This window comes from Aliivibrio sp. 1S175 (genome assembly GCF_001690985.1).
Lineage (GTDB): Bacteria > Pseudomonadota > Gammaproteobacteria > Enterobacterales > Vibrionaceae > Aliivibrio.
In genome coordinates, this window is sequence record NZ_MAJS01000079.1 from 221,947 (window position 1) to 235,411 (window position 13,465).

General features: G+C 34.6%; 11 protein-coding genes and 9 tRNA genes. All 20 read right to left on the reverse strand.

What is annotated here, in order from left to right; translation table 11 throughout:
* Nucleotides 1-8: 8 nt before the first annotated feature.
* Nucleotides 9-2,978: an N-6 DNA methylase gene (locus A6E06_RS16195; protein WP_065594069.1), complete on the reverse strand. Its 2,970-nt coding sequence runs from the start codon at nt 2,976-2,978 to the stop codon at nt 9-11.
* Between the two features lie 738 nt (nt 2,979-3,716).
* Nucleotides 3,717-4,691, reverse strand: a complete 975-nt coding sequence (locus A6E06_RS16200; protein ID WP_065594068.1) for a bifunctional oligoribonuclease/PAP phosphatase NrnA — start codon at nt 4,689-4,691, stop codon at nt 3,717-3,719.
* A gap of 50 nt (nt 4,692-4,741) precedes the next feature.
* Entirely contained in the window at nt 4,742-5,503 is a 762-nt protein-coding gene (locus A6E06_RS16205; protein ID WP_065594067.1) for an ETEC_3214 domain-containing protein, read from the reverse strand.
* 3 nt (nt 5,504-5,506) lie between these two features.
* Complete coding sequence (locus A6E06_RS20035; protein WP_176703439.1) at nt 5,507-5,668, reverse strand: hypothetical protein; 162 nt, start codon at nt 5,666-5,668, stop codon at nt 5,507-5,509.
* 26 nt (nt 5,669-5,694) lie between these two features.
* Nucleotides 5,695-7,275, reverse strand: coding sequence for a transglycosylase SLT domain-containing protein (locus A6E06_RS16210; protein WP_065594066.1), 1,581 nt, complete (start codon nt 7,273-7,275; stop codon nt 5,695-5,697).
* Between the two features lie 94 nt (nt 7,276-7,369).
* On the reverse strand, nt 7,370-7,969 hold the full coding sequence (locus tag A6E06_RS16215) for an LPP20 family lipoprotein (protein ID WP_065594065.1): 600 nt from the start codon (nt 7,967-7,969) through the stop codon (nt 7,370-7,372).
* Between the two features lies 1 nt (nt 7,970).
* The gene (locus tag A6E06_RS16220) at nt 7,971-8,975 is read right to left on the reverse strand and encodes a hypothetical protein (RefSeq protein WP_065594064.1); all 1,005 of its coding nucleotides are present in this window, start codon (nt 8,973-8,975) and stop codon (nt 7,971-7,973) included.
* 24 nt (nt 8,976-8,999) lie between these two features.
* Nucleotides 9,000-9,962: an LPP20 family lipoprotein gene (locus tag A6E06_RS16225; protein WP_065594063.1), complete on the reverse strand. Its 963-nt coding sequence runs from the start codon at nt 9,960-9,962 to the stop codon at nt 9,000-9,002.
* A 423-nt stretch (nt 9,963-10,385) separates the two neighbouring features.
* Nucleotides 10,386-10,643, reverse strand: coding sequence for a DUF2999 domain-containing protein (locus tag A6E06_RS16230; protein ID WP_065594251.1), 258 nt, complete (start codon nt 10,641-10,643; stop codon nt 10,386-10,388).
* A gap of 57 nt (nt 10,644-10,700) precedes the next feature.
* Nucleotides 10,701-11,087 carry a diacylglycerol kinase gene (locus A6E06_RS16235; RefSeq protein WP_065594062.1) on the reverse strand — a complete coding sequence of 129 codons (387 nt, stop codon included), beginning with the start codon at nt 11,085-11,087 and terminating at the stop codon, nt 10,701-10,703.
* 153 nt (nt 11,088-11,240) lie between these two features.
* Nucleotides 11,241-11,316 (reverse strand) — tRNA-Asn (locus A6E06_RS16240).
* A gap of 6 nt (nt 11,317-11,322) precedes the next feature.
* Nucleotides 11,323-11,398 (reverse strand) — tRNA-Phe (locus A6E06_RS16245).
* 7 nt (nt 11,399-11,405) lie between these two features.
* A tRNA-Thr gene (locus A6E06_RS16250) sits at nt 11,406-11,481 on the reverse strand.
* Nucleotides 11,482-11,551: 70 nt separating this feature from the next.
* Nucleotides 11,552-11,627 (reverse strand) — tRNA-Asn (locus tag A6E06_RS16255).
* 32 nt (nt 11,628-11,659) lie between these two features.
* A tRNA-Thr gene (locus A6E06_RS16260) sits at nt 11,660-11,735 on the reverse strand.
* A gap of 44 nt (nt 11,736-11,779) precedes the next feature.
* Nucleotides 11,780-11,855: transfer RNA gene (locus A6E06_RS16265), tRNA-Asn, on the reverse strand.
* A gap of 6 nt (nt 11,856-11,861) precedes the next feature.
* Nucleotides 11,862-11,937 (reverse strand) — tRNA-Phe (locus tag A6E06_RS16270).
* 7 nt (nt 11,938-11,944) lie between these two features.
* Nucleotides 11,945-12,020, reverse strand: a tRNA-Thr gene (locus A6E06_RS16275).
* 76 nt (nt 12,021-12,096) lie between these two features.
* Nucleotides 12,097-12,172, reverse strand: a tRNA-Phe gene (locus A6E06_RS16280).
* Between the two features lie 109 nt (nt 12,173-12,281).
* Nucleotides 12,282-13,418 (reverse strand): membrane-bound lytic murein transglycosylase MltC, encoded by a 1,137-nt coding sequence (gene mltC, locus A6E06_RS16285; RefSeq protein ID WP_065594061.1) that lies wholly within the window; start codon nt 13,416-13,418, stop codon nt 12,282-12,284.
* Nucleotides 13,419-13,465: the final 47 nt, after the last annotated feature.

Consider the following 13,465-nt stretch of genomic DNA (forward strand, 5'->3'; position numbering starts at 1 on the left):
ATTTTTATTTATTCAGGAGTTACTAGTCTTAAGGTATCTAGTTCGGACTGAGATAAATTGAACCCATTTTTTATAATTAGATTTAACTTATCTTTTAAAGATGATAATTTTCTAGTGTTAATTACTTTCTGGTGTTTCGTTGCAGTGGACATTTCACTATGTATAGAAACTATTTTTGACACTATAGTTTCTAATTCGGATTTTTCTAAAACAGATAATTTAGGTATCATTAAGTTTTCGATGAACTCTTTATTATGAGCATAATATCCATTACCAATTATACTTGTACATAATCTAACTTGTGCTTCAGACACATCATTATTCAAAAGGCCTAAAAGTAAAAGAATAGAATAATTATCATTTTTTGGTGCTATTAAGTAGTAAGGTCCATTACCTCCACCAGTCAGATGTAAACCATTAAAATCCGGACAGTACTTGTATGTTTTAGATTGAACAGGGAGAATTATTTTATTTTTTTCCATTTTATTTAAACTTTGAGAACGTCCAAACTGATACCAAGTTTGATCTTTCTTATTTCCCCCTACAATACTTCTTTTTATTAGGGACTCTTTATGCTTCAATAAATACTGGTAAGTGGAAGGGAAAAGTTCTTTCATTTCTACCTCAGAGTACACTTTTATATTATCATCGATTTGATAATATGGATAAATTAACCAACTATTATGTTTTGGTTGATTAAATGGCTCTAAAGGTAAATCTAAAATAAATGGTTTTATTATATTTTTCTCTACTTTATATTCATTACCATCTTGTTCAAAGTAGATAAAATCATTATCTTGGCATTTTTCTTTGATAATATATATATTATCAGCACTAGTTTGTAGACCTACATAAATGTTTGCTACTTCTCCAAGAGTTGTTGTTGATCTTCTCCAACACTTTTGAATGATTGAACTAACGTCTTCACTAGGGAATATCCAAGGTTTACTACTGAAAGCATCAATAGAATAATTGTTTGATATGGAATCTTTATTTTGAATCCAATTATTTAAATTAGATACTTTATTATTAATTACGCTAGTATTTTTTATCTTTGATAAATTAAGGATGCAAGTGTAGTTTAACGCCTTTCCTTTAAAAATATGAATTGAGCCAAAATTAGTGATTTCTTTAAGTAGTTTATTACTAGTTATGTATTCTCTTAATAATTCCCCATATTGATTGGCAACAAACTTATTTGGTATAATTAAATATATGCTACCATTGTTATTTATTAGTTTTATCGACCTTTCTATAAATATAAAATATTTATCTATATCTTTGCGGTTGGCTATGAAATATGGGGATTTCTTGCTGTGATAATAATTTAGCTCATTTAAACTATATTTCTTTAATTTTTGTATTCTAACGTAAGGTGGGTTTCCTATGATTAAGTCAAACCCTCCTTTTTTCATAATCTCTGGGAATTCAACATTCCAATCGAAAAAGTTTAATTCTGTAAAATAATCGAGGCTATCATCATATACAGCCCACTCTTTTTCACTTATTAAGCTATTACCACATTTTAAATTATCATCTAAGTCTGGTAAAGTATGGTTGCAAGGTATTTCAGTCTCATCTTCGAGTAACTTTAGATATAAACCCAACTTTGCAAGTTCTATCGATTCTGGGTCAATGTCAATGCCGTAAATATTACATGTAAGTATTTCTGATTTTGCCTTAAATGTTAATTTATAATTGTTAATGTTTGTCCTAATTATATTCTTCCCTATGTTTTCTTTAATGTTGTCTTTATAATGTTTTAAATATAAGGCCATTAAGTATTCAAACATAGATATTAAAAAAATACCGGAACCGCAGCAAGTATCTAATATTTTCTTTTCTCTAATAGTGTTTATATCATTATATGTTGAAAGTTGTTTTAGCGATTCATCCACCATATGATCAACAATATGTCTAGGAGTATTGACTATACCCCCAGCATCTCTATATTCTGGTTTATAAATTGAAATTACTTGATGGTTTTTGAAGGAGAGTTCTTCACATAGGAACTGGTCGTAAATCCCCCCTAATATTTCAGTTTCTAGTACAGAAAAACTATATGGGCTATTAGGATAATATAAATCTTCGATTATTGATTCGATTATGTTATCTGATATTTTGAAATATTTTTTATTTTCATCAAAAATATCAAACAGACCGGATTTGTATTTTATATCAGATCGTTTCATTAATTTTATTAATTCATTGTATCCTGATTTAGAACATGAAAGTAAAGTTTCAAATTCTTCTATATTACGGTCTTCACATATTCTAAGAAAAATCAATCTAGATATAATTTGTTGGGTGAAATTGGTCAATATTTTAGAATCGACAATTGGGTTTTTGGTGTATAAATCAGAAGCTATATCTAGACGCCATTTTTTTATTTTCTCTAAAAAGTGTTCATCAAAAGATTTTTCTTGTTTAGTTTTTTTCTTAATTACTATCTTTGTTAAGAAATCTGGATGTGATACAGATTCTCGGGATAAATACTTAGATAGAGTATTAAGTTTTGTTGATAGTTCATTTACGTTGATTAACTCTATTCTAGCTACATATGCTTCATCTTCCGGTTTAGGCGCTATTGTTGTATCGTAGATCGCGGTATGTTTAAAGTTGGTTAATATAGTTATTGGCAGACCAGCAGAGTACCCATACCTTCTTGCTTGAAAGGCTGATTTATGATCTACTTCGATATTAATGGATGGTTTTTTAGCTTCAACAAATAGTTTTCTTACTCGACCAACTCTCAGTTCATAATCAGGTCGTTTAGTATCTGCATTTTTTGTTTTTAGTTGAGCTTCCTCAATAACTTCTCTGTATTCATGAGGTAGTCCTTCAGAGTTGTTAACATCCCAGCCTAACGCCTTTAGCATAGGTGTTATAAAATCAGTTCTAGTTTGAGTTTCGTTATATGTTGCAGAAATTTCATTTTTATTATAGTTATTTACGAGTGTATCAATCTGTATAGTCATATTTCAATCACAAGTTATTAGAATTCGGGTTGCTTTGATAGTGTATATTATACATCGAATGAAACATACATAGTTCATGAGGTAAAAGAGTATATTTAAAATGTTTCATTAATTAAGTTTGTATTTGATTCTTGAAATCCTAATTTATAGCTTTTCTTTATAGTGTAACGCTGTGATTCATATGGATTGATTAAATCGCTTTTCAGAGTGGTTTAGTCCTAAGTTCTTATGGTGAACTATGGTTAAACGGGATAGGGCTATGCGAGGCTGCTTGCGCTATTGAGCGGTGCATTTCATGCAGGGTAGTTACCATTGATTTAGGTATGGATATAACTTCTAGTGATTATTCATACACGGAATTAGCGAAGCGTTAAGGATTCAAAATCCGTTGCCTTTATAGCGTAACGCTATGATTCATATGTATTGATTAAATCGCTTTTCAGAGTGGTTTAGTCCTAAGTTCTTGTGGTGAACTATGGTCAAACGAGATCAGGCTATGAGAGGCTGCTTGCGCTATTAAACAGTGCATTTCATGCAGGGTAGTTACCATGGGTTTCGGTATGGATATAACTTCTAGTGATTGTGCATACACGGTATTAGCGAAGCGTTAAGGATTCAAAATCCCTTTCCGAAAGGAGTGGCGGTTCAAGTCCGCCTACCGGTACCACATTTAAATGACAAAGCCTCGATGAAAATCGGGGCTTTGTTGTATCTGGGATATCAATAATTATGATTAAATTAGCTTAACACTAAGTTTGGTTTAAATAAGTCATAGATATACTCAACAGAGTTACAGTGTAGAGAAGAGCTATTTAATACACCTCCTGCCATATGTGAATGCCCTCCACCAAAGCCTATTCCGCTATCATTTAATGTATTTCTAATGATTTTTTCTACGTTGTTTTTGTTGCATTCAGATCGTAGTGATAAATAAGTTCTTTCATTGCATTGTGCGCTTAAAACAACAATATCAATTTCGTGGACACTCAGTAAAAAATCCCCTAGAACACCAAGCATGTTTTTAGAGCAGCCTTTAGGCAGAGAGGAAAAAGCAGCATTCCCTTCTCGCTTCATTGTGCTGATCAAAGATTCAAAGAGCATCAGTTCATCTAATTCGATTTGATTGCGACAAATACGATGCACTAAATCAGTGTTAGCTTTGCTTTGTAGAGTGAATAGAGCTTGAAGATCTTGAGGGCTTACAGCACGAGTAAAGTTAGCAGTATCAAAAGATAAACCAACTAATAAGGCTGTCGCTATGTCTGTTGGAATGCTAATTTTAAAGTACTTAAAATATTCCACCATAATCGTTGCGGTTGAGCCGTAATTACTGCGTATATCAGAATACCAAACAAAATTAGGAGCAGTAACATTATGATGATCAATAACACCTACCTCCAAGCCTGGAAGATCAGTGATGTTTTTTTCTCCAATACAACCATCAACAATAATAATTTTATCGTCAGGTTGTAAGTTTAATAAGTGGGTTTCGATAGCGGGTATTGATAATAAATTGATCATGTTTTTTAAAGAAATACGATCAATATAACCTTGATAGGTGATGTAAGGGTTATGACCAAGTTCTTTTAATAGGTAAGCAAGTGCGAAAGCAGAAGAGATAGCATCATGATCAGGAAAATCATGTGCTTGTATGATGATTCTTTTATTGGTTTTTAATTTTTTTAACAGTTGTTCAAATTCTAAATTAGCCATTGTTATTCTCAAATTAAGGCTACGAAAACATCGTAGCCTTAAGGCAGGATTTATTTGTTTATCAGTCTATATTCTGAATTAGATAAGATAGCGTCTTCTAGAGTGGCTAAGTTGAGAGTGCTATAGCCGTAGAAGTTAGGCTTTACGTTCTTCCTAATATTTTCTATTGTCTTAACTACATTTTCATCTAGTATTTGGGCGTCAGCTAAATCAGAAAGACGCTTTCTATTTTCGTCTGATAAAGGCAGCAAAAATTCGCTAAACCCACTAATAGAGGAGTACAGGTAGCCAAAATCACCACCATTATTTTCTTCTATATAATAATTACCTGTTCTTGCATAAGAAGATCGGATGTCATTAACACTTTCTATTTTATGCAAAGGTTGCTCGAAGAATGAACTGCCTCCAGCGTGTTCTAGCGTGTTAGGTTGAAAACCTTTATTAGGAAAGACTAAAAAGGCAACAATGGCATCATCACGAGTGATTGCAGATAAAATAAATTGCTTGTCTGAATAATATTTTATCGTATCGCCAGAACTCGATTTTTTTATGTAAACCGGAGCACCAAACGTCTCATCTAGAACCCCAGAAGAGGCTCGAATATAAACTCTCTCTAGTTTATTGTGAGAGGGTATATCTGTTAATTGAGATAAACCGAAATCTGTCATTTTATCTAATGCATCAAAGGTATCGTTGAACCCCCCTAATGCAATTGAGACGACTGAGGCCAAGGCGATAGTTCGAGTCCACTTTTCTTGAACTTGTGTTTTTAGCGTAGACGCAGTTGTTTCTTCTATATCATGTGTAGTCATTACTTACCCTTTAATCTCTTCTATTTTATCTAAGAACAGCGTTTCTACTTTTTCTTGAATACTTTTAAATGTGTCTGTTTCAATGATGGCTTCTACTTCATCGCTGTAATTAATCCCGATATAAATACCGAAACAGATGAAAATTAATGGAAAAATCTTAAACATAAATGGCCTATATTTGGTTCTTGTTATTAACGATATAAATCAATTCGCGAATTCACTTTTTTGAGATAATTTTTCGTTTCGTCATAAGGAAGATTTTTGATTAAATGCTCATAAACTTCATTTGGAGACATTTCATTTATTACGGTGGAAGCTCGCTTTATATTTGTGGATTTATTGCCATTGAAGGCTTTAGCTACATTACCTGCACCTGTGTTATAGGCTGCGATCACACAATATAAGCGGCTTTCACTGTTTTTAATCGACTTTAAGTAACGATTATTCAAAATATGTAGATAAGCAGTACCTGTTTCTACGTTAATTATTGGCTTATATAGGTCTGCCGAGTTCATTGGTGCATCAATGTTTCTCATTTGTTTATTTACATCATGGCCTGCACTTGATGGTACAACTTGCATTAAACCAAAAGCAGGAACATGAGATTTGGCGTCAGGACGAAAAGCAGATTCACTGTGCATAATAGCCATGACTAAAGCGGCATCAATTTCCCAGTTTTTACTTTCTTTTTCAGCTAATTCTTTATATTGAGAAGCTCGCTTTTTAAGGCTATTTTCTGGTAGCTTGACCTTATAATTAACGATTTTTTTAGTTGTTTCTTTTGGTACATTGACTATAGTAGCTGGCTTTTTCTCTGGAATTGATACTGGAACTTTTGCTGTTTCTACTGTTGTTATTGGCTTTGCAATTGGCTTTATATTCTCTAAATTTAACTCTTTGCTTTTATCGGTTGTATTTGAAGTAATCACATTTTCTTTTTGGATTTGCTGTTGTTCTTTTATTTGCGATAGGTCAGTTGTAACTGATGGTTTTACGCTCTTTTTCTTTGTTGTAACGTTAGCAATAGTCGTGCTTTCTTCATTAATCGTTATTTTTTCTTCAGGGATACCATGCTTTTCTCTCATGGCCTTGTAAATTTTTGATTGGGCGTTTATTCGTTCTTTGGATTGAAGAATAAGCGCCATTTTTTTCTTATAAGCTCGCTCATAAATATAGGAATTAGGGATCCCCGTATTTGAGTTAATTAAGCGTTCAGCTTGTATGTCTAACTCATTCATTTGTTGCTGAGTTTGAGTGATAATAAATTGAGATTCTATTTTTTCTTTACTTGAAGAATAGAGATCTTTTTCTTCTTCGGCTTTTACATTTTTAAGATCTAAAATTTGCCCATCAATTGATGATGGCGCTTTTTCTGTCAATTTTTGTATGTCATCTGAATTGTAGTTTTCATCGATAAGTAAAGAGACAGACATTGTATTTGATTCATAGTCGATGACGGTTTTGGTTTGTCCATCTTGAGAATATTCTACCTTTTTGGTTTTATCTGAAACTTCACCTTCACCCCACGATTCAATAAGCTGAGCTCGTTGAATATCTAAATCTTTGGTGTATTGATCTCTCCAACTTTCATATTGATCTAAGTAAGCATTCACATAAGCATGAAATTCTGCGACTTTTTCTGAGTGAGGTTGTTTTTGTTTGGCTACCGCTTTATCAAGATCTGAAAATTTATCATCAGCAAAAGCGGTATTAAAAGTAAGTATGGAGACAATAGCGACTACAGCTGTATTTTTTGCTACCGAATTAGACATGAATATTATCCTGAGTTTGAAATAGATAGAGTAGAAAGCTAAAAGGCTACCCATAGGTAGCCTTTTAATTAAGCGAGGCAAGGCATCGAGATGATTATTGCTTCAATGATTCTAGAGCTTTCGCTAGATCATCAGCGGCTTTTTCGTTATTGAATTGATCCCAAAGAGCAGAGTCTTCGTTTGTAACTTCATCTACTATTTTGTTCACATTCATATCGTAGGCTGCTTGGTCCATACCAACAAGTACGTATAAACCGCCTGAAGGGCTTGTTTGACTAACGATCAAACGGCTATTTGTTAGTGAGCGAGTAACTACATTTTTTGTAATACTTTCAAACGTTTCTAGAACTTGTTCATTTGAACCTAAAGCGGTTGTTGTATCAACGCTGCCTTCAATTGCTTGCTTGAACATGTTGTTTATGTCAGTTTGAAATTGAGAAGCAAGAGCTACTCGAGCATTGTTTGATGCAATTTTACGCATGATAGTCATGCCCGCAGCACTTTTCTTTGCATAACCAGTCGCGCCAGCAGCAAGATCTTTTGGCATTACATCACAGATCCAAGCTGGAGCTTCAACTGTTGGGCTATCAGGGAAAGTACAAGTGGCAAAAGTTTGAGTTTCTTTTACTGTTTGAGTGCTTGAACAGCCTGCTAAAGTGGCCATTATTGCTGTAGCGATAAATAATTTTTTCATATTATAGTGGTACACCGTATCTGTTTGCTTGACACTCTAAGTCTAAAAGTGAACATTTTTTAGGCTCTAGTTTTGCTTGGTTGCCTTTTTGTACTTTTAATGCAACTTCTTCATCAATAGACACCCAAGAGTAAGTTGGCTTGATACCGTGTTCAGGGATATCAACAACTTCACCTTCGCCAATACCAAACGTCTCAACTTCACCTTCTTCATTTTTCATTGCTTTAGAAAATTGAACGCCTAGACCTGGAGAAACTTTTTTGTTCTGACCCATGGCTACTTTTACCATGTTGCCTTCTTCGCACTGACGAAGTTCCATGATTGGTGCACTTGGAGCTAATAAATCTTTTAGATCATGAGTATGTTCAACTGACTCGGCACCAGCTTTACTTGCTAATGCAGTGTATTGAGCTGTAGACATTGGGCATGATGAACTGCGAGTTTCAGTTATCATGTACTCATCACCAGATAATTCAATACGTTTAACTAGTTCCATGCTCGGTAATGAAACAACTTTTGCAATTGCTTTTACATCGACTTCATAACTGCATTTTGCAGGTACGTGTTTCGTTTCACCGTCATCATTTTCGTAGCTGTAAGCTTCTTGATATGATTTGCTAAAATCAGTTGAAACAATTTCAGTTAAAATTGCATAATCAGCGACAGGTACACCTTTACTGTTATAGCGACCACTTTGCTCTGCAAGTTTGATCTCACCTTTTAGCTTATTAGCCAGTTTACGATCAACTAAGTTTGCGCCAGAATTAGCTACTTGATCTTCTAATGCATTACGAATAACTGATTTAACTTTTTCATTTGAACTATCTTTAAATTCAGCATCAATAGGTAAAATGATAACTTTTAAGTCTTCTGTTGAAGGCATTTGTACATCTGCAGTCTCAATGTTAACGCGAGTATCTGGTGTACAAATGGCATCTGGTCCAGTGAGACTACAGCCAGGTAATATGATTAACAAAGTGGTAGCTAAAAGTGTTTTTTTAAACATGAAAAGGTTGCTCCAAGAGTTTTATTATTGATTTATACCAAGGGATTTCCATAATCCGTCGTCATCAATTTGTTGTGCAAAATGACGGCTAGCACCTTCATTTGCCATTTTATAGCCAGTCACTGAATTACCAGAAGAGATAATCTCGTTACTTGAGATTATTTTCCCTTTTTTATTAGTTATTTTTATCTCGGTTATAAGTGTAGAGATATAAGCATCACCAACAATGTTTTTTCGGTGTTCACTTATCAAGCTTAAATAATGGGTTGTATATTTATTATAAGTACGAGTTGTAGCTATTTTCTCAGACGAAAATTTATCACTTAGTAGTGATGCAGTCTTCTCATTCATATTATTTGATTTGATCTGAATAAGAAGTGAGCTTTTAACCGTATTTAATTTCAATAATAATTCATCAAGAGGTTTTGTATTAAAACTCTCTTTCGGAGCCACTACAGAGAGCATTGCTATTCTCACCAATGCATCTTTTTTAAGGTTTTGACTATTTTGATTGTTTAGCCACCACAATAATGTGTCTGAATGCTTAAGGGCTTTTAATTGAGATTCTGCATTTTGATTAAGTTGTTGTAATTCTGATATAAGTTGTTTTTTTATCAGAGGTTTTTTCACTCTAGCTTCAACAAAAGAGCCGAGTTCGTTTTCTTCTGATTTTAGATATTCGACACCATTAAGTGTGAGTTTTGCCGTTTTTGTATTTATTTTATTATCAACTAAACTGTTTGATGTACTATTCCCATTATTATCTTTAGCTACATCGCGCATGTAGAAAGATGAATCAACTTGCGTCCATAGTTTTTCGTTAATATTATTAATAGCTATTTTTTTTGCATGACTCAAGCTTCGTCCTTGAGCTACAGAATAAATATATAACTCTGTATCTGAATTGCTTTTTGTATACCATACTGGTTTTTCTGTTGTTGCACACCCTGATATTAAAATTGATAAAATTAAGATTATTCTTTTCATTGGTTTAGCCCTAAGTTTATGGTGTGCAATTCTATAAATTGTTTTTTGGTATCATATACTGGAATGTTTTATTTTCATAATGTTATAAGTGTGCGTTACATCATATTTTTATTCTTAATTTTTATATTTATTAATAAGAAGTTAATTGTAAGGCACTACTTTGGTGTTATTTAATTTAAATGTTGCGAGTTCTTTATTTTTTTTGGTTGTTTTTGGGTTGTGTTGGTTTTTTATTTTTGAGTAAAAAAGCTAATAAGTAATTTTGAAATGGGATGGCGGTTGTATATTGTGGCTAAATTAGCCATAAATATGTATATATTCAGAGGGGGAAGCTATAGGGAGGTTGTCGTAATTAAATTGTCATGAATAATATAAAAAAGCCCCGACCGAAGTCAGGGCTCTATTGTGAACAACTGAAAAGATTTATTGATTCTCTTCAAGCTTTGCTTTTGCTTCTTCTACTTTTGAAAAATCCAAACCTAGTTCTTCTACGGCTTCTTTAATCAAGCTTGGGTTTGTCATTACTTGCATCATTAATGGCTGAAGTTTTTCTTGTGGAATACCTAAGCTTTGGATTGTTGCAATCGCAGCTAATGGATTTTGTGTTAGAGCTTGAAATACTTCTGCGATTTTTTCATCACTGACATTGTGTTCTTTTAGTGTTTGAATAATAGGGTTCATTAACATCTTCCTCTTTAAAATGATTACTTTCTATTTATCTATTCAAGATAAATAGAATTATAAATAGTGGTTACCTAGGATCATTAGCCAAGTAAAGCCAGCAAAGCCCAGAGCGACAAATACAGCGGCGGAACCAATATCTTTAGCTCTACCACTTAATTCATGATGCTCAGAGCCAATACGGTCAACAACGGCCTCTATGGCTGAATTTAGTAGCTCTACGATAAAGATCAAAACGAAGACACCAATTAATAAAATTTGCTCTATCGTAGATACATCAAGTAATAAGGCGATAGGGGTGGCGATAACTAACATCGCGAATTCTTGACGAACAGCGGCTTCATGCTTAAATGCGGCTTTTAAACCTTGAATCGAAAACCCTGTGGCTTTAATTACTCGTTTAATACCAGTATTGTCTGGTTTACCTGATGGAGTTTCAGTCATGGTGTAACCTTTGTGAAATAAATGATCTCAATCCCTGTTGTATCATAATGATAGTATGTTTATGGGATTGGTAGGGTAGGGGGTATGGTAGTGGTGAGCTTATTAAATAACAAGCATAAAAAAAGCCTCATCAAAATGATGAGGCTTTTAATATGGCTCCCTTTGCTGGACTTGAACCAGCGACATACGGATTAACAGTCCGGCGTTCTACCAACTGAACTAAAAGGGAATTATATGGTGCCTCGAGGCGGAATCGAACCACCGACACGAGGATTTTCAATCCTCTGCTCTACCGACTGAGCTATCGAGGCAAAAAAATGGTGCCGACTACCGGAGTCGAACTGGTGACCTACTGATTACAAGTCAGTTGCTCTACCTACTGAGCTAAGTCGGCACACTTATTTTTTTGCTATTGCTGGATAAACCAACAACCTTGAACCTTTATAAAAACAGGCTCTTTAATATGGCTCCCTTTGCTGGACTTGAACCAGCGACATACGGATTAACAGTCCGGCGTTCTACCAACTGAACTAAAAGGGAACAGATTTTGTGTTCTTCTTACAAGGAAGAAATGGTGCCGACTACCGGAGTCGAACTGGTGACCTACTGATTACAAGTCAGTTGCTCTACCTACTGAGCTAAGTCGGCACTAATTTTTTATTAATCTTTAAAAAGATAAAGACTAAATTGTATGGCTCCCTTTGCTGGACTTGAACCAGCGACATACGGATTAACAGTCCGGCGTTCTACCAACTGAACTAAAAGGGAATTGTATGGTGCCTCGAGGCGGAATCGAACCACCGACACGAGGATTTTCAATCCTCTGCTCTACCGACTGAGCTATCGAGGCAAAAGAATGGTGCCGACTACCGGAGTCGAACTGGTGACCTACTGATTACAAGTCAGTTGCTCTACCTACTGAGCTAAGTCGGCACACTAAATTCTTTTGACTATTCGTGATCTAGCATTTAATTAATAAATCTAGAACTACACCAACAATCTTATTGTATGGTGCCCGGAGGCGGAATCGAACCACCGACACGAGGATTTTCAATCCTCTGCTCTACCGACTGAGCTATCCGGGCAACGAGCGCTATTAAACGGATTTTTGCCCCTATCGTCAACTTTTTTTTTCAAAATACGCTATTTTTTTGGTTGTTTGATTGATATTCCATCGAATCGCTCGTTTTGTCGCTAAATCTTCCCAGAATTAAACTCTTTTTTAAAGGCGGTAACCTTTTCTAAATAGCGTCGAGCTTCTGCATTTTTATGTTTTTTAGTCAGAGCCCAATACACTTGACTAGAATTCAAGCTATTAATGTCACTGATTGCTCGACTTCTACTACTACTAAAGGTAGTAAATACACCACCGGCACCACCGTTATAGGCTGAAATCATGCTGTATTGTTTTGATATAGGATCACGAATGTCTTTTAAGTAACGATTTTTTAAAATATAAAAATAGGCGGTTCCAGTATCAATATTATTGTGTGGGTTGAAAAGATACTCAGGAGAGGGGTCTCCTGATTTCTTTTTTACTAATTTAAATACATCACGCCCTGCAGTTTTAGGGACGACTTGCATTAACCCATAAGCATTAGCCCAGCTTACAGCGTAAGGATTAAAGCTACTTTCAGTTCTGATGATGGAATAAATTAAATCTTCGGGGATGTCATAGCGTTGTGAGGCGGCCTGAACAATATCAGCATATTGATATTCACGCAGCTGAGTGTGGTTTTTTACCATCGGAATATCAACATACAATGCTTTTTTATAATCGATATTTTTTGTTTTTAAATGATGTTCAATTAAATAGTCCGCATAACGACTTGCACGCCATGACCATTCAATGGGTTTTTTATCTTGATCAAGTACTTGTTGGTATAAAAATGGTTTACCACCCAAAGTGACATCGGCATCAGAATAAAGGTCAACGCCAGCGGGATCATCTGGTGTTAATAATGTGGTTATTATCGCTTGGCGTAAATGGGCTTTAGGTTCGGTACCTGCGACAGTTTCAACGGTTACCTGACCTGTAGCGAAATCAACTTGAGAACGACTTAAATAACCATCCGTATATTTTACATACGAACGTTTACCTGCAATAACAAGGTTTTCTTTTCCCCAACGCTTTTCAATATTTCCACTAAAGCTGCTAATTAAGGAATCAAGAGCTTTTAGATCTTTAGTGAATTGCCCAGAAAGTGGGGCTAAATTTTTGGCAAAGCGATTGGTCGTGTCGTAGTTGACACCAAACGTTGATTCTATGGATTCTCGACTGCAACTGGTAAGGAAAAAACAAGCAGAGATAATCAGGATAATTTTTTTCATAAAGACAATATAGATAAAAACTCGATAATTACATTAACGGCAGAATT